This is a genomic window from Proteiniclasticum sediminis, from assembly GCF_018128025.1.
In the GTDB taxonomy this organism is placed as follows: domain Bacteria; phylum Bacillota; class Clostridia; order Clostridiales; family Clostridiaceae; genus Proteiniclasticum; species Proteiniclasticum sediminis.
This window is the reverse complement of record NZ_JAGSCS010000004.1, coordinates 171415-187127: the sequence shown is the minus strand read 5'-3', so window position 1 is coordinate 187127 and position 15713 is coordinate 171415. Positions and strand designations below refer to the sequence as shown.

Below are 15713 nucleotides of genomic sequence, written 5' to 3'. Positions count from 1 at the left end.
TTGGACTCGTCAATATGTCCCGTTGGAAGTACTCCGCTCGTATGGGAAATAGTGTGTGTACAACATGCTCAAAACAAGAAAGAACAGCTGGAAGTCCCTATTTTCAAGGGTTCCAGCTGTTTCTCAATTTTTGAAGTGTCAAAGTCGGGAGTTTGGCGGCTGGCCCTTCCCGGAGACCGAGGTCTATTATCCCATGGAACAGGAGCGCTTTGCCCGGCATGCCGATGGCACCTTGGAATATCCTCCGGGCAAATAGAAAGTGCGGGCAGCGTTCTTCCCCGAGAACCTTCTTTCGGGCATCCGGGGGGAGAAGACTGAAGGCGCTGATCCAGGGATCCCAAGGGCGTCAGCCTTTTTCTGGGAACGATGCCAAGAGCGTGGTATAATGGAAAAAAGAAGTCCGGGGAAGAATCCGGATGACCCAAGAGGAGAATCCCCGGTGGTGTATTTTATCTGCGTTGATGGTAATCACACATTTGAGGAGGATGATGTCATGGATCAATCTCAACTCTTAAGTCAGCTTTTAAACAATGACCAGCTTCTGGGCAAACTCAGCAGCATGGTGGATGCCAAGCCCGAGGCGGTGAAACAGGCCGCTGGACTGGGGCTGCCCACCATCATTGAGGCTCTGACCCGCAACGCCAGTTCACCAGAGAAGAAGATCTCCTTAGCCAAGGCCCTGGACGATCATCAGGACGATGATGTCAGCGATCTCGAGGGTTTCCTGAACAAGCTCAATCCCGAGGACAGCAGCAAAATGCTGGGTCATATTCTTGGGGACAAGAAGGGAACCGTAGAGCAGAAAATCTCCGCCAGTTCCGGCCTCGGTACCGGACAGGTTTCGGGACTTCTTTCCATGCTGGCCCCCATTCTCATGGGGATGCTGGGCAACAAGAAGAAAGCGGAAAATGTCGGTGTGGACGGACTCCCTGATCTCAGCGCTTCCCTAGGCGGACTCCTGAAGGGCGGCAGCGGCGGAGGACTCATGGACATGGCTACGAAGATTCTGGACTCCGATGGAGACGGCAGCATCATGGATAATCTCGGCGATCTTTTCGGCGGACTCTTCGGCAAGAAATAAGCGATAACCCTTAGCGGCAGGAAACTGCCGCTTTTTTTACGGGGCTTTTCGCGGCTGATGGAAGAGCGGGAGAACTTTCGTTATAATAGAAGAAGTGACAAGGGAGGGACAGCCATGAAGGAAAGCGATCTTTATCCCGCCGTGAAGGCGTATTTTGAGGCCCAGGGATTTTTAGTCCGGGCAGAGGTCCGTGACATCGATGCGGTGGCCCAGAAGGAGGATCTTCTGGTGGGCATTGAACTGAAACGGGGACTGACCCTGGAGCTGGTCACCCAGGGGGCACTCCGTCAAAAGACCTGCGACCTGGTGTATCTGGCGGTTCCCAAGCCCAAACGGGTGGTCCGGGACCGGGCCATGGGCAATCTCCTGTATCTCCTTCGCCGGCTGGAACTGGGGCTTCTTTATGTGGATGTGGAGAAGGAGACGGTGTTGGAAGTGCTTCTTCCCAGCTTCTACGACCTGAATGCCGGTCGCCGGGCCAAGGTGAAAGAAAAGGCGCGCATCCTCAAAGAGGTCTCCCGAAGAAGCTTCGATGGTAACCAGGGGGGTTCCCGGGGGAAAAAGCTTCTCACCGCATACCGGGAGGATGCCTTACGTACGGTAGCCCTGCTTCAGCTTGTGGACACGGTGGCACCCAAGGATCTGAAAGTGCGGGGAATCAAGCCCACCCTCCTTCGGGACAATCACTACCAGTGGTTTGCGAAAGTTGGCCATGGAAAGTACGCCCTGAACCCCAAGGTTCGCCCGGAGGCGGAGTATACTGCCCTCATCGCCCACTTCACCCAGGAATATGAGGGGAAAATGGATAAAGAATCTGTGGAGTCCTGACAGCATCCTTTCATTTTGCAGAAAGTTTGCAAGATTTTTTCCGTTTAGGGGTTGTCAGAACATTCACTATAGGCTATTATGAAAAAGGATTACAAGAAGTTGTATCACAAAACGAAAGGAGGTTACGAACATGATCTGGAACAGCAGAAAGTTTATGGCATCAGCCAGCGCCCTTATTTCCGTTGACGCTAGAAGTGCGTCCATTTTTAAGCATATTGTTTGTGACCTGGGGAAGGAAACCTCCGTTTCGCTTTGAGAAAAGCATAAGGAATTTTCTAAACCACAGGTCAAGCCTGTGGTTTTGTTGTATGAAGAATTATTCACGCAGTACCACTGAGGTATGCCGGCGAGGCTTTTTCGCCGGCACAAGTCATGGGCTGCGTTTTTTTTGACTCTTAGTTTTTAAGGAAAGGTCAGTGATCACATGAAACGACTCGTAACTTACATCAAGGGATATGGACTTGCCTTTTCCCTGGCCATTCTCGCCATCGTCATCGCCACGGTGATGCAGCTGGCGGTCCCGCTCCTCATTACCTTCGCCATTGACTCCGTCATCGGAAACGAACCGGCGGGGAGGCTCCAGTTTCTCCTGGACACCTACGGCAAAAACCTCAGCGGTGTGGTGCTGCTGGTGATTCTCATCAGCCTTTTCCGGGGACTCTTCATGTTCCTGAAGGGGTACCTGTCCAGCTATGCGGCAGAGAACATTGCCCAGGAAACCCGGGACAAGCTCTACACGCAAATTCAGTATATGACTTTTGAGCGGCACACCCGCAAGGAAACCGGAGACATGATTCAGCGGTGCACCTCCGATGTGGAGACCCTGCGCCGGTTCCTGGGCGTGCAGATCGTGGACTTAGGCAGAATCATCTTCATGATTCTCCTCACCGTGGGGATTATGCTCTCCATGAACGTGAAGCTCACGCTCTTCTCCGTACTCATGATCCCTGTGCTCTTCTTCTTCTCCTACATCTTCTTCACCAAGGTTCAGAAAACCTTTGAGAAGTCCGATGAGGCGGAAGGGAAGCTCACCACGGTGCTCCAGGAGAACCTCTCCGGCGTGCGGGTGGTCCGAGCCTTCGGCCGGGAGGACCACGAAATCGGAAAATTTGAAGAGGTGAACCGAAACCATCAGGGCATTACCTACAAGCTCATTGAGATTCTGGCCTGGTTCTGGGCATCCTCCGACTTCCTCACCCTCCTGCAGAGCGGGATCGTGCTGGTGGTGGGCGCCCGGATGGTCATCTCTGGGGAAATCACCCTGGGGATCCTGGCCGCCTTTATCACCTACATCAACATGCTGCTCTGGCCCGTGAAGCAGTCGGGCCGACTCCTCAGCGAGTTTGGCAAGACCACAGTGGCCGTGAAGCGTATTGAAGAAATACTTTCTGAAACCGTGGAAGAGGACCTGCCGGAGGAAGTGACGCCGGACATTGCCGGACATCTGGTCTTTAAGAACGTCAGCTTCTCCTACGACGGGAATCAAAAGGCTCTGGACAACATCAGCTTTGAACTTCCCGCCGGAAAGACCCTGGGGATCCTGGGTTCCACCGGTGCGGGCAAGTCTACTTTAGTGCATCTTCTCCAGCGCCTGTATCCCTATGAAGGAAGCATCACGCTGGATGGGGTGGAGCTTTCCACCATCAAACGCTCCCACATCCGCAAGAAGATCGGGCTGGTGCTCCAGGAACCTCATCTTTATGCCAAGACGGTGAAACAGAATATTGCCATCACCAAGTCCGACTATGAGGAGGCCCAGATCGTGGCTGCAGCGCAGGCTGCCTCCATCCACAGCAACATCCTCACCTTCAAGGACGGCTATGACACCATCATCGGCGAAAAGGGCGTTTCCCTGTCCGGCGGACAGAAACAGCGCATCGCCATTTCCCGAACCATCATCGATGAGGACAAACGCATCCTGATCTTTGATGATTCCCTCAGCGCCGTGGATATGGAGACGGACACCCGAATCCGCCAGGCCCTGAAAAAACGAAGTAAAGACATCACCACGCTGATCATCAGCCATCGCATCAACACCCTTTCCCAGGCGGATCTCATTCTGGTCCTGGACGAGGGCAAGATCGTGCAGAAAGGAACCCATGAGGAGCTCATCCGAGAGGAAGGCCTCTACAAGCGGATCTGGGATCTGCAGCAGATGGTGGTCTAGAAAAGACCGCGTGGACAGGAGGATAGAATGGAAGAAAAGAAAGAAATGAAACTCAAGGTGGATAAACAGATCTGGAAGGAAATGATCCACTACCTCAAGGACTTTAAGAAGGACTTCCTGATCCTGTGCGGATTCATGGTGAGTCTGGCAGCCCTGGATGTGGTCTTTCCCCTGATCTCAAAGTTTGCCATCGACAATTACGTCAAAGCCAAGGACCTCAACGGCCTCCCCGTGGTGGGGGTGCTCTACACCGCCCTGTCGGTGCTCCTGGCCACGGTGGTGTTCCTCTTCATCCGGCATGCCGGAAAAATCGAGATGAACATGCTCTACAAAATGCGCAAGGACAGTTTTGAGAAGCTCCAGAAGCTTTCCTTCAGCTACTACGACAAGAATGCCGTGGGCTGGATGATCGCTCGAACCACCTCCGATGCGGCTAAAATTTCGGAAACCGTGGCCTGGGGTGTGGTGGACCTGGTTTGGGGTCTTACCATGATGCTGGGGGTTTCTGTGGTCATGCTCATCGTGAACTGGAAACTGGCTTTAGTTACCCTTCTCACCCTGCCTTTCCTGGCGGTGATCAGCGTATTCTTCGAAAAGAAAATGCTGGTGTCCTACCGGAATGTGCGAAAAATCAACTCCAAGATCACGGGCCTCTTCAATGACGGCATCGTGGGCGCCAAGACCACCAAGACCCTGGTCCGGGAAAGCCTCAACATCGGGGAGTTCAAAGACGTGACCCAGGACATGAAGAAAGTGTCTGTCCGGGCAGCCACCCTGTCCGCAGGCTATCTGCCCCTGACGCTCTTCATCTCCGCCGTGGGCACGGTGCTCACCCTGTACTTTGGAAGCAACTTCCTCATGGACGGCGCCATTACCTACGGTACCCTGGTGCTCTTCATTACCTATGCCCGGCAGTTCTTTGATCCCATCATGGAACTGGCCCGAATCTATACGGAAATGATCAGCGCCCAGGCGGCAGCAGAGCGGGTCATGGGCCTTCTTCAGGAGAAGGAGGAGATCGTGGACCTGGTGGAAAAAAGTCCCCATGAGGACAAGCCCATTGAGGGCCGCGTGACCTTTGAACATGTGGACTTCTGGTACAAGGAAGGGGAGTACATCCTCAAAGACTTCAACCTGGACGTGAAAGCCGGGGAAACCATCGCCCTGGTGGGCGAGACGGGTTCCGGCAAAAGCACCATCGTCAATCTGGCCTGCCGGTTCTATGAACCCACGGGGGGAAGAATCCTCATCGACGGGGAAGACTACCGGGAGAAGACCCAGCACTGGCTCCATTCGAATATCGGCTATGTGCTCCAGGCACCGCATCTGTTCAGCGGCACCATCAAGGACAATATCCGCTATGGAAAGCTCGATGCCACGGATGAGGAAATCATGGAGGCGGCCCGTGTGGTCCATGCCCATGACTTCATCATGAAACTGGAAAAGGGCTATGATACGGAAGTCGGCGAAGGCGGAGGCATGCTCTCCACCGGAGAAAAACAGCTGGTCTCCTTTGCCCGGGCCATCATCGCCAAGCCCAGCCTCTTTTTCCTCGATGAGGCCACGTCCTCCATTGACACGGAGTCCGAGGCCAAGATTCAGAAAGCCATTGAGGTGGTGCTCCATAAGCGCACCAGCTTTATTGTGGCACACCGTCTCTCCACCATCCGCAACGCTGACCGGATCCTCGTCATCGAAGACGGGGAGATCCTGGAGCAGGGCACCCATGAAGAGCTTCTCCGTCAGGAAGGGCACTACTACGAGCTGTACACCAGCCAGTTCATGGAAGAAGCCGGTATGGATCTTCTGCAGGCCAAGCGTAGCGTGAGCTAAAATCAATTAGAATAAGGGCCATCCGATTTCGGATGGCCCTTTCTTGCGGTGTGAATTATTACTTTTTGATCTGATAGCGCTCCCCGGAGAGTTCCCAAAGGTAGAGGGAAGCTAAAGTGCCACAGGGGGAGTAGCGTTTTTTATAGCGGGCGAAGCGTTCTTTGGTGATTTCCTTATGGCCGTAGAGGGTCATGACCCCCCGGCGGATGGCCAGATCACCATAGGAGAGGATATCTTTGCGGCCAAAGGTGAAGATCATGAGCATCTCCGCTGTCCATTCCCCGATGCCGTCCAGGCTCACCAGGGTGAGCTTCACCTCGTCATCGCTGGCCTGGGCGAGGGCGTCCAGGTCCAGGTGTCCCTGGGTCACTTTCAGCGCAGCCCTCTGGATGTAGGTGGCTTTTCGCATGCTGATGCCGAGTTTCTGAATGTCCTCCAGGGAGGCTTCAGCGATCTTTTCTGGGGTGATCTCCCCGAACCGGTCCAGGAAGCGGTTCCATACGGTTTCCTGGGCCTTCATGGAGATCTGCTGCCCCACGATGTTGTTCACCAGGCTTTCAAAGATCCGGGGATTCACGGCGAGGGAAACCTCGCCCAGTTCTTCCATGATCCGGGCCATGCGTTTGTCGCACTTTTTCAGCTGCGCATATTCTGCGGGGGTGAAGGTGAGGGTCATCATGGGGCAGTTCCTCCCGATTTAAGTGATTTTCTTTCATTATATCAGGATATCCCGCTTCTTGAATACCATCATGGAGGCACCCACCATGGCCACGGTGGAAAGGGTAAGTACAGCTACGCTGAGGCCAAAGGTGTAGTTTAGGTTTCCCGTCTCCCGCATGATGGTTCCGGTGATGATCCCATCGGCATTTCCCTGATGGAGGAAAAGATAGGCGGAAACTTTTCGGTATCCGGCGGAGAGGGTGTAGAGGATGTTGGTGCCCAGGAGGGTGCCGATGAGGACGGTGAAGGAAATCACCGTGGACTTGGACACCACGGACACCAGGAGGATGAAAGCCCCCATGGCGGCGATGAAGAGGGCTTCCAGAAGGAGGCTCTTCAGGAGATACTCCGTGGTGGTGCCGAAGGCCCCTGTACCGGGAAGGCCGACGATATAGCGGTTTCCTTCCTGGAGCACGGCCTGATAGCGTTCACCCATGAAAACGGGGAGGTCGGGGCTGCCAAAACCGTTGAGGATTCCCACCCCGGCGGTGAAGAGGAGCTGCACGCCCAGAATGAGGGCCACGGAGGTGATCATGGCCACCAGGTATTTGGCCAGAAGCACCTTCACCCGGGTCACGGGCTGAATGAGGAGAAATTTCAGGGTACCGGGGTTATACTCGCCGCTCATGACGTCGGCGTTGAAAAGGATGAGGCCGAAGGCCAAAAAGCCCGTCATGATGACCATGAGGCTGCTTTTCAGGTAGTTGAATCCCTGATTCATCATGGATTCCGTAGTGGGGATATCTTTTTCCAGGTGCATCTCCAGCCGGCGGATCTCCTTTTCGAAGTAGTTGACGGAGTCCTTGTCCTTGGTATTGGCCAGGGCTTCCTTGTAGTTTTTCAGCTCTTCCTCGGCGCTGACCCGCCAGTCGGAGGCGCTGGGGTTTTCGAGCTGGGCCTTCGCTTCTTCCAGGTCCTGTTTCAGGTTTGCCAGGTATTCTTCGTTGTCGGCAAGGATTTCTTCCCGCTCCGCATCAGGGATGTCGGTGCTGGTTTTAATGTCCTCGAGGCTCCTTTCGGCATAGCCGATTTCTTCCTCAATACGGCTCACCCGGAACTGGGGATCGATGCTGCGCAGATAGTCTTCCTCCTGTTTCTTCGCCATGACGGCGATGATGACGGAGAGGCCCAGGAAGAGGACCAGGATGATGTAGGTTTTCTTCTTGGCGAAGAGCTTGATGAATTCATTTTTAATGAGTCCTAAAAACATTAGCGGATTCCTCCCTTGATGACTTCCATATACCGTTCTTCCAGTTCCTTGGTCTGTCGGGCAAAGCCCGTCACGGGAACATCGGCCAGGATGATCCTCTTGAGCACCTGGTGGGGCTCAGCGCTGCCCAGATCCAATAGATAGCCTTCGGCATTCTTCTTCACAGCGCCTTCCCCCAGAAGATTTTGCAGGAGGAGGGTGGTTTCCGGGGCTTCGGGAGCTTCCAGGAGATAGCGACGGGAACGGGTGATCCCCGCCAGGCTTTCAATGGCGGTGATTTCTCCGTTTTCCACGAAGGCCACGGTGTCGCAGAGCTGCTGGACTTCCCCCAGGATGTGGGAGGAGACAAAGACGGCCATGTTCTTTTCCCGGGCCATGCGCTTCAGGATGGCGCGGAACTCGATGATGCCGTTGGGATCCAGTCCGTTGGTGGGTTCATCGAGGATGAGGAGCTTAGGATCGGAAAGGAGGGCAGCAGCCAGTCCAAGACGCTGCTTCATGCCCAGGGAGTACTTGCGCATTTTGTCTTTGATGCGCCCTGTAAGGCCCACCAGGGCCACCACTTCCTGAATTTTGTCCTCGCCTAGTCCTCGGATTCGGGCGATCTGGCGAAGGTTCTCCAGGCCGGAGAGGTAGCTGTAGAGCTCCGGGTTTTCCACCACGGCACCGATGCCGGCTAAGGTCTTCTCCCGGTCCTTCGTAATATCATTGCCCAGGATTTGGATGGTTCCCTCGTCCATGGCGATGAGATCCACCATCATGCGGATGGTGGTGGTTTTTCCAGCGCCGTTGGGGCCGAGGAATCCGAAGATTTCACCAGCCTTGATGGAAAAGGAGAGATTTTTGATGATGTCCCGTCCGCCGATCTTTTTGGACAGATGGGAGACTTCCAGTACGTTTTCCATGGTTCACCTCTTGTTATAGTTTGTTTTACCGATGATCCCATGATAGGGGGTAACTATTAAGCTTGGGGTAAATTCTTTCTTGGGATTTGTTTAAATATTTCTGCGATTTCTGTCTATTCTCTGGGGAATCTCCGGGATGTCTGTCCTTCCGGCGAAAATTCCCCGGAAAAGAAGGATTTTCCGGGCTTCTCAGGGAATAACCTTATGGACGAATGTTTTCGTCGGACCACTGATTATTGCGCTTGGAGGAATTATGAAAGATATCTTTTATCCCTTGAACCGGTCCCGAAGGAAGGGTCTGCATCTTGCTCTTCTCGTCTTTGGCGCTGCGGCCATGATGCTGGTGGATGTGTTTCTCCAGCTGTCCTATGGACAGCGTTCCCTGGTCAAGGGGATTCTGTTTCTGATCCTCCCGCTGATCTACAGCCGGATGACACCGGGCTTTCATCTCCTGGGCGTCTTTGGCAAGGGCGCGGGGAAGAAAGGATTTCTTTCTTCCCTACTCTTGGGTGTTCTCGTCTATGGGGGTCTTATGGGACTCTATCTCCTTATCCAAGGGTTTCTGGACCTGAAGCAGATTGAAAGTGCCATTGTGACGAACATGAGTGTGGACCGGGAGAACTTCCTGCCCGTGGCCCTCTACATTTCCTTTGGAAATTCCCTTCTGGAAGAGTTCTTTTTTCGGGGCTTCGGCTGTCTCAAGCTGGGGGATAAATCTTCCCGGCTCTTTGCCTACAGCGTCAGCGCGGCGCTCTTTGCCCTTTACCATCTGCCCATGGTCAGCGGCTGGACCAGCCCCCTCATCACAGGGCTGGGGATCTTTGGTCTTTTCCTCTCGGGGATCTTCTTCAATCTCCTCAATGCGGGAAAAGGGAACCTCTACAATTCCTACATGGTCCACATGTTTGCCAATTTTGCCATCAACACCATCGGCCTGCAGATGTTCGGGCTCATCCGCCTGCCGTTTCTGGGCTGAGTAGAAAAAGGAGGAATCCGTCATGACCATCCTTAAACTCATGGAAAACCTAAAAAACGCGCGCCATCCGGAGAACATTCCGGCCATGGAGCGGTATATGCGGGATCAGTTTCCCTATCTGGGCATCAAATCCCCCGAGATGAAGCTGATTTTAAAGGCATTTTTTCAAAGCGGTTACCGATTTAAGCTGGAGGATGCGGAAACCCTCTATCAGCAGCGGGAGCGGGAGTATAAGTATGCCGCCTGCGCTCTGCTTCAGCGGTTCCAGGAAGAGCTATCTTCTAAGGACCTGGATCGCATCCTCACCCTGGCCCTAACGGAGCCCTGGTGGGATACCATCGACAGCATTGCCCCTTCCGTCCTGGGCCCTATGGCCCTGCGGGAAGATGCCGTGCGGGACCGGCTCAGGGCCCTGGCTCTGGCGGACAGCATCTGGGAAAAGCGCATCGCCATTCTCTTTCAGCTGAAGTACAAAACGAACCTGGACGAGGCACTGCTGGAAGAGATCCTGGGGAAGACCCGGGGGACGGGGGAGTTCTTCGTGGATAAGGCCATGGGCTGGATTCTTCGGGAGTATTCCAAAACAAGACCGGAGTTTGTCCGGGATTTTCTTTCGCGCTACCCTGTGTCCCGGCTCACGGAGAAAGAGGGCTCAAAATATCTTTGATATGGTAAAATAGAGACAGAGCATAAAAGAATCCCCAAAGGCCGCAAAGGCCGGGGTGTAAGGGAGGAAAACCATGTCGGTGGTTGTGGAAAAAACGGTTACGGTTCCGGTTTCTCTGACGGAAGCTTTCAAGAAGATAGAGGCATTTTTTAGGCAGAAACTGGAAACCACCATGGAGGAGCGGAATCTCTCCCCGGAGGAGGGATACTTCAAGGTGAACTTTAAAAAAAGCATCATCTCCAATGGAGAGGTGCTCACCATTCGTCTTAAGCCCCAGGAGGAAGGAGTCGAGGTCCAGATGGTCTCGGCGTCCACCGTGGAAAAAACCAAATATGACTGGGGGAAAAATGACCGAAATATCCGGCTCGTTTTGGAGCTGTTAGGAGTCGTGAAGAAACGTGAAACGAAGGGAGTATATTACCCGGGACAGCGATGAGATCCTGAAGGAGCTGACGCCCCTGCAGATCGAGGTGACCCGGCACAATGGAACGGAGATGCCCTATCGCAATGCCTATGATCAAAATGAAGCCCCGGGGATCTATGTGGATCTCTACACAGGGGAGCCCCTTTTTTCCAGTCTGGACAAGTATGATGCCGGCTGTGGCTGGCCCAGCTTCACCAAACCTTTGGAAAAGCGGGCGGTGAAGGAAAAGAACGACTATTCCCATGGCATGATCCGGGTGGAGGTCCGCAGCAGTGGATCCGATGCCCACTTGGGCCATGTGTTTCCCGATGGACCGGAAGAGGCCGGGGGACTGCGCTACTGCATCAACTCGGCGGCCCTCCACTTTATTCCTGTGGAAAAAATGGCGGAGGAAGGGTACGAGGACTATTTGGATCTCTTTCCGGGATACGACCCGAAAGGAACAGCGAGGTGAATACATGAAAAACATTCTGATTGTGGAGGACGAGCGGCGGCTGGCCCGGTTCATGGAACTGGAGCTTACCCATGAGGGGTACAATGTGGAGATTGTGGCTGATGGCCAAAGCGCCCTCATGAACCTCATGGCGAAATCCTACGACTGCATGCTGCTGGATCTCATGATTCCCGTGGTGGACGGCATCGAGGTCACCAAGCGGGCCAGGACCTTCACGGACATTCCCATTATCATGATCACGGCCCGGGATGGGCTGGAGGATAAGGTCAAGGGTTTCGACATTGGCGCCGATGAGTACATGACCAAACCCTTTGAGATGGAAGAGCTCTTAGCCCGTCTCCGGGCTCTTTTTCGAAGCCGGGAGGTTAAGGGAGAGGACAAAAAGGTCCTGTCTCTCCGGGGGCTTTCGCTGAACATGGAAAACTATGAGGTTCACCGGGAGGGGGAGCTGAAGGAACTCACCAAGAAGGAGTTTGATCTGCTGAAGTATCTTCTGGAGAATCAGGGCATTGTCCTCACCCGGGAAAAGATCCTGAACAACGTCTGGGGCTTCGACTTTGAGGGCGAAACCAACGTGGTGGATGTCTATATTCGGTTTCTCCGAAGCAAACTGGACGACGGGTATGAGGATAAGCTCATCCACACCGTCCGGGGTGCGGGCTATGTCCTCAAGTAGGTGAGGGATGAAGAGACTGAAGCTGTCCACGAAAATCATCTGGAATTATGCCCTGATCTTTACCAGTATTTTGCTGATCATCAATTTTGCCGTATTTCTCACCTCCCAGTTCTATAACCGGGTCAGTGCCCGCAATGAGGTGGATGCCCTCCTGGGTGCCCTGGCGGAGGATCTTCGAAGCGGCGTGGAACTGACCCCGGAGGAGCTGAAGACCCGGGGCATCGTGCCGCCCTTTGTGGCGGTGCTGGAACAAGGGGGAGCCGTGACGGTTTCCCAGGAGAACTACCGGCTGAGCAGCCAAGGGGAAAAGCTGACCCTGGAGAAAGACTTTCTCTCTGGCGTGGAAAGCACCACGAACTTCATCTACACCCGGGAAAAGATAGCCGCCCCGGAGGGAATTGTCACCGTGACGCTCCTGAAGGACTTATCCGGTTACCGATTTATGTCCTCGGTGAATCTCATCACCCTCATCATCGCCTCCCTTTTGGGCATTGTGGTGAGTTACGTGGTGGGGTACTACATTTCTCGCCAGAGCTTCACTCCAATTTTACAGATGACCAAGTCTGCGGCGGCCATTGGGCCGACGAATATCCACGACCGCATTCCCGAACCGCCGGTGATGGACGAGCTGAAGGAGCTGTCCATGACCTTCAACGGACTCCTGGACCGGCTGGATGATGCTTACTCCAAACAGTCCAAGTTTGTCTCCGATGCCTCCCATGAGCTTCGAACCCCTTTGACGGTGATCAAGGGCTACAATGACTTGCTTCGCCGCTGGGGCAAAACGGATCCGGAGATCCTGGAAGAGGCCATTGGGGCCATCCGGGCAGAAACGGACAATATGAGCATGCTGGTGGAGAATTTGCTCTTCATCGCCAAGGGGGAAAACCGTAAACTGAAACTGGATCTTCAGCCCTTTTCTCTTTGTGATCTCCTGGAGGAGGTGGCCAAGGATTTTCGCCTCAGCGTGCCGGAGCGGCAGTATGAGGTCCGCTGTGAGGGAATTTCGGTGGTCCAGGACCGCCGGATGATCAAGCAGCTCCTGCGTATCTTTGTGGACAACAGCGTGAAGTTCACCCCAACGGGATCCCTGATCTCCCTGGAGGCCACCCCCACCGAAACGGGGTATGTCCTTCGGGTCAGGGATGAGGGAGAAGGCATTGCTGAAGCGGATCTTCAGCATGTCTTTGAACGGTTCTATGTGGCGGATAAAGCCCGAACCAAGGACAAGGCGGGTTCCGGCCTAGGCCTGTCCATTGCCCGATGGATCGTGGAGACCCATGGGGGCACAGTGAAAGCCCTCAGCGTTCAGGGCCAGGGCACCACCATGGAAGCGGATTTTGCCCACCGGGACTTCTCGGGGCAGAGCGTGTAACAAACGAAGAAGTTTGGAACGAAGATCAGAAATGCCTGCAGACGTATAAAGGACATCAGCCCAGGGCTGATGTCCTTTATTAATCATATCTCAGGATTTACCTATCCTGGTCCGATCTTAGGATCGGGAGGAAGGGTTTTGGGGTTTGCGGTTCATGGTGCAGCAGTCCAAAGGGCCGGAGCCGAAGGTCTTTTTGTTGGACTGGCCTAATCGCAGGATGAAGTTTTTCCACCATCGGAGCATCGTATTCACCTCGTTTTATGCGCTCTGTTTTTTTGTGGACTTTCGGGCGGGTTTGCCCTGGCGCCGACGGGCCGCGCTCATGGTGAGCTTGTAGCGTCCCTGGCGGAGGCCTTGAAGGATCAGCCGCCACATGACCTGAAGCACAAAGCCCAGGATCACGGAGAAGAGGATGCTCATGTAGAAGCGGTAGTAGGGGTTGGAATCGGTGTTGCCATAAATATAGGCATCATACCGAGCCAGGAAAAACTGGAGCTGGGAGAAGAGGATTCCCACGGTCATCACCCGGGCAATGATGGGCAGCTTCATGAAGAAGAGGATGAGGATGATGAGTCCCAGCGCTCCGTAGAGGAAAAGATAGGAACCGTACATGCCTGGCAAATTTTTCAGATCCAGGAACTGCAGGGGATTCCAGTTATAGCTGTACACTTCGCCCACGGCGTGGGCGGCAAAGAAAAGGATCATGGGGATCAGCCGGGCGATGAGGGCCTGGATGAACCAGATTGCTTTCCAAACGTATTTCATTTGTGCCTCCAAAGGTTCTCATTTCGTTTCATTATAGCATGACCAGGCGAAAGGGGCGAAAAATGCCCGCCCTTCTAGGTCTTCCTAGAAAAGTATAGAACAGATTCCTTGGTTTTTCCATGACAAATCTTGAAATTATCCTGAAGAATCCCTTTTCAGCGGGAGCGCTTGCGGCGAAGGAAGCGAAAAAGAGCGATCCAGCCGAAGTAAATGGCCAGGACCACGGCCAGGGTGATCATGCGCTCCGTGGAGGAGCCGTCGGCCAGAATCACGGGTCCCAGACCAAAAAAGGTAATGAGGGCCAGACCTGCCACAAAGATCAGATCGAGAAGAAATTTCAGCATAAGACATTCTCCCTTCGGTGTCCGGGAAAAAGGAATCCCGGGTTCTTCCTTCATTATAATGATTTTCCCGGGAGGCTGGCAACGGCTAAATGCAAGGGAGAAGGGTCCAGTACTGAACTTTCCCCATTTTTCGGGGAAGGTCAGGTGGAGTACAGTACCGGAGAAAGGAACTGATGGACGAAATCTCTCTTGCCCATGGATTTCTGCTTCCCGGGAACTTATGGTAAAATAAAACAGAGCTTAAGCGCCGTTTAATGCCCGTGTGCTAAGCTGATAAAAAATCCTGGACAGGTTCCAAATCTTGGACATAGGAGTAGTTATGAAAATATTGGATCGACTTGAACGATTTGTGGCGAAGTTCGCCGTCAAAGACCTGATGAAGTATATTATGATGGGGTCCTTCCTCGTCTTTGTGGTGGATCTCTTTTCCAACAATCTGCTGAGCACGCTGCTCTATTTCAACCGGGATGCCATCCTGGCGGGGCAGGTGTGGCGGATCTTCACCTTTATCTTTGTCCCGGAGTCGGGCAGCTGGCTTCTCGTCATCAGCCTCTTCTTCTATTTCTACATTGGAAGGGTGCTGGAAATGACCTGGGGCACCGCCCGGTTTAACCTCTACTATCTTCTGGGGCTCATTTTTACCATCGTGGGAGGCTTCGTCATGGGCTTCACCACCACCACCTACCTGAACATGACCCTGTTCTTTGCCTATGCGGCCACGTATCCCGACAGCCTGGTGAACATCTACTTTATTCTCCCGGTACGGGTCAAATACCTGGGGTACTTTTCTGCGGCGATACTTGTGTTCAACTTCTTCACGGCGGATCTCACAGGGAAAGTGATCATCGGCATCTCCGTCCTGAACTTCATCCTCTTCTTCGGTCCCCGTCTCATGCGGGACTCCCAGAGGCGGTCCAAGACTCAGCAGATGCGGCGAAACATCGAGGCGGCCCATATCAACACAAAGATTGCCACCATCCACATGTGCACCACCTGCGGGATCACAGAGCGGGATGACCCGAACATGGAGTTCCGTTACTGCAGCACCTGCGAAGGCTCCTATGAGTACTGCATGAACCATATCCGAAACCATGAGCACAAGGTCAAGGTCATCCAGTTGGAGGACCGACGATCCAGCGAAGGCCGATCCTAAGAGTTACCCAGGAAGAGAAGTATAGCCTTTTCTTCGAGGATGAGCCAACACTGATCACCCTTGGGGCTCTAACGGATATATATATACAGTATGTATTTTTTCGGATTTTCGTTGATTTTCGAGAAAGATTCTACT

Annotated in this window: 18 protein-coding genes; 12 read left to right on the top strand and 6 right to left on the bottom strand. The window is 53.7% G+C overall.

Translation table 11 applies throughout. The features are described from left to right. The first annotated feature begins 130 nt into the window (after positions 1–130). From KCG48_RS14880 to KCG48_RS05225, 5 genes are all read left to right on the top strand, one after another. Positions 131–256 carry a hypothetical protein gene (locus tag KCG48_RS14880; RefSeq protein ID WP_269142408.1) on the top strand — a complete coding sequence of 42 codons (126 nt, stop codon included), beginning with the start codon at positions 131–133 and terminating at the stop codon, positions 254–256. 237 nt (positions 257–493) lie between these two features. After that, on the top strand, positions 494–1081 hold the full coding sequence (locus KCG48_RS05240) for a DUF937 domain-containing protein (protein ID WP_211800320.1): 588 nt from the start codon (positions 494–496) through the stop codon (positions 1079–1081). Positions 1082–1195: 114 nt separating this feature from the next. Further along, on the top strand, positions 1196–1909 hold the full coding sequence (locus KCG48_RS05235; protein ID WP_211800318.1) for a DUF2161 family putative PD-(D/E)XK-type phosphodiesterase: 714 nt from the start codon (positions 1196–1198) through the stop codon (positions 1907–1909). Between the two features lie 424 nt (positions 1910–2333). After that, entirely contained in the window at positions 2334–4076 is a 1743-nt protein-coding gene (locus tag KCG48_RS05230; RefSeq protein ID WP_211800316.1) for an ABC transporter ATP-binding protein, read from the top strand. A gap of 27 nt (positions 4077–4103) precedes the next feature. Further along, entirely contained in the window at positions 4104–5909 is a 1806-nt protein-coding gene (locus KCG48_RS05225) for an ABC transporter ATP-binding protein (protein ID WP_211800315.1), read from the top strand. 58 nt (positions 5910–5967) lie between these two features. On the opposite strand, the gene KCG48_RS05220 is transcribed toward KCG48_RS05225, so the two are convergent. Genes KCG48_RS05220 through KCG48_RS05210 form a run of 3 tightly spaced genes read right to left on the bottom strand, consistent with a single transcriptional unit; the run spans position 5968 to position 8744 of the window. Further along, positions 5968–6588, bottom strand: coding sequence for a DNA-3-methyladenine glycosylase family protein (locus KCG48_RS05220; RefSeq protein ID WP_211800314.1), 621 nt, complete (start codon positions 6586–6588; stop codon positions 5968–5970). A gap of 36 nt (positions 6589–6624) precedes the next feature. Further along, entirely contained in the window at positions 6625–7839 is a 1215-nt protein-coding gene (locus KCG48_RS05215) for an ABC transporter permease (RefSeq protein WP_211800313.1), read from the bottom strand. After that, positions 7839–8744 (bottom strand): ABC transporter ATP-binding protein, encoded by a 906-nt coding sequence (locus tag KCG48_RS05210; RefSeq protein ID WP_211800312.1) that lies wholly within the window; start codon positions 8742–8744, stop codon positions 7839–7841. The genes KCG48_RS05215 and KCG48_RS05210 overlap by 1 nt, the downstream gene beginning before the upstream one ends. Before the next feature lie 253 nt (positions 8745–8997). Between KCG48_RS05210 and KCG48_RS05205 the strand changes: the two genes are divergently transcribed. From KCG48_RS05205 to KCG48_RS05180, 6 genes are all read left to right on the top strand, one after another. Beyond that, positions 8998–9720: a CPBP family intramembrane glutamic endopeptidase gene (locus KCG48_RS05205; RefSeq protein WP_211800311.1), complete on the top strand. Its 723-nt coding sequence runs from the start codon at positions 8998–9000 to the stop codon at positions 9718–9720. A 22-nt stretch (positions 9721–9742) separates the two neighbouring features. After that, positions 9743–10387: a DNA alkylation repair protein gene (locus tag KCG48_RS05200; RefSeq protein ID WP_211800310.1), complete on the top strand. Its 645-nt coding sequence runs from the start codon at positions 9743–9745 to the stop codon at positions 10385–10387. Between the two features lie 73 nt (positions 10388–10460). Further along, positions 10461–10823 carry a DUF1499 domain-containing protein gene (locus KCG48_RS05195; RefSeq protein ID WP_211800308.1) on the top strand — a complete coding sequence of 121 codons (363 nt, stop codon included), beginning with the start codon at positions 10461–10463 and terminating at the stop codon, positions 10821–10823. Beyond that, a complete protein-coding gene (msrB, locus tag KCG48_RS05190) occupies positions 10786–11265 on the top strand; it encodes a peptide-methionine (R)-S-oxide reductase MsrB (RefSeq protein ID WP_331000375.1) in 480 nt (159 codons plus the stop codon). The genes KCG48_RS05195 and msrB overlap by 38 nt, the downstream gene beginning before the upstream one ends. Before the next feature lie 4 nt (positions 11266–11269). Continuing rightward, complete coding sequence (locus KCG48_RS05185; protein ID WP_211800307.1) at positions 11270–11941, top strand: response regulator transcription factor; 672 nt, start codon at positions 11270–11272, stop codon at positions 11939–11941. Positions 11942–11948: 7 nt separating this feature from the next. Further along, positions 11949–13316, top strand: a complete 1368-nt coding sequence (locus KCG48_RS05180) for a HAMP domain-containing sensor histidine kinase (protein ID WP_211800306.1) — start codon at positions 11949–11951, stop codon at positions 13314–13316. Between the two features lie 117 nt (positions 13317–13433). Here the strand turns inward: KCG48_RS05180 and KCG48_RS14875 are convergent, their stop codons facing one another. From KCG48_RS14875 to KCG48_RS05170, 3 genes are all read right to left on the bottom strand, one after another. Next, positions 13434–13559, bottom strand: a complete 126-nt coding sequence (locus tag KCG48_RS14875; RefSeq protein WP_269142407.1) for an LDCC motif putative metal-binding protein — start codon at positions 13557–13559, stop codon at positions 13434–13436. Positions 13560–13574: 15 nt separating this feature from the next. Then, complete coding sequence (locus tag KCG48_RS05175) at positions 13575–14081, bottom strand: hypothetical protein (RefSeq protein ID WP_211800305.1); 507 nt, start codon at positions 14079–14081, stop codon at positions 13575–13577. Between the two features lie 155 nt (positions 14082–14236). Further along, the gene (locus KCG48_RS05170) at positions 14237–14425 is read right to left on the bottom strand and encodes a DUF6954 family protein (protein ID WP_211800304.1); all 189 of its coding nucleotides are present in this window, start codon (positions 14423–14425) and stop codon (positions 14237–14239) included. Between the two features lie 319 nt (positions 14426–14744). Between KCG48_RS05170 and KCG48_RS05165 the strand changes: the two genes are divergently transcribed. Continuing rightward, a complete protein-coding gene (locus tag KCG48_RS05165) occupies positions 14745–15578 on the top strand; it encodes a rhomboid family intramembrane serine protease (protein WP_211800303.1) in 834 nt (277 codons plus the stop codon). The last annotated feature ends 135 nt before the right edge of the window (positions 15579–15713 follow it).

Coding starts and splice junctions, on each gene's coding strand:
- KCG48_RS05180 (WP_211800306.1), top strand. CDS start 11,949: ATGAAGAGACTGAAGCTGTCCACGAAAATCATCTGGAATTATGCCCTG.
- KCG48_RS05240 (WP_211800320.1), top strand. CDS start 494: ATGGATCAATCTCAACTCTTAAGTCAGCTTTTAAACAATGACCAGCTT.
- KCG48_RS05230 (WP_211800316.1), top strand. CDS start 2,334: ATGAAACGACTCGTAACTTACATCAAGGGATATGGACTTGCCTTTTCC.
- KCG48_RS05205 (WP_211800311.1), top strand. CDS start 8,998: ATGAAAGATATCTTTTATCCCTTGAACCGGTCCCGAAGGAAGGGTCTG.
- KCG48_RS05170 (WP_211800304.1), bottom strand. CDS start 14,425: ATGCTGAAATTTCTTCTCGATCTGATCTTTGTGGCAGGTCTGGCCCTC.
- KCG48_RS05175 (WP_211800305.1), bottom strand. CDS start 14,081: ATGAAATACGTTTGGAAAGCAATCTGGTTCATCCAGGCCCTCATCGCC.
- KCG48_RS05200 (WP_211800310.1), top strand. CDS start 9,743: ATGACCATCCTTAAACTCATGGAAAACCTAAAAAACGCGCGCCATCCG.
- KCG48_RS05165 (WP_211800303.1), top strand. CDS start 14,745: ATGAAAATATTGGATCGACTTGAACGATTTGTGGCGAAGTTCGCCGTC.
- KCG48_RS05225 (WP_211800315.1), top strand. CDS start 4,104: ATGGAAGAAAAGAAAGAAATGAAACTCAAGGTGGATAAACAGATCTGG.
- KCG48_RS05210 (WP_211800312.1), bottom strand. CDS start 8,744: ATGGAAAACGTACTGGAAGTCTCCCATCTGTCCAAAAAGATCGGCGGA.
- KCG48_RS05220 (WP_211800314.1), bottom strand. CDS start 6,588: ATGATGACCCTCACCTTCACCCCCGCAGAATATGCGCAGCTGAAAAAG.
- KCG48_RS14875 (WP_269142407.1), bottom strand. CDS start 13,559: ATGCTCCGATGGTGGAAAAACTTCATCCTGCGATTAGGCCAGTCCAAC.
- KCG48_RS05185 (WP_211800307.1), top strand. CDS start 11,270: ATGAAAAACATTCTGATTGTGGAGGACGAGCGGCGGCTGGCCCGGTTC.
- KCG48_RS05195 (WP_211800308.1), top strand. CDS start 10,461: ATGTCGGTGGTTGTGGAAAAAACGGTTACGGTTCCGGTTTCTCTGACG.
- KCG48_RS05235 (WP_211800318.1), top strand. CDS start 1,196: ATGAAGGAAAGCGATCTTTATCCCGCCGTGAAGGCGTATTTTGAGGCC.
- KCG48_RS05215 (WP_211800313.1), bottom strand. CDS start 7,839: ATGTTTTTAGGACTCATTAAAAATGAATTCATCAAGCTCTTCGCCAAG.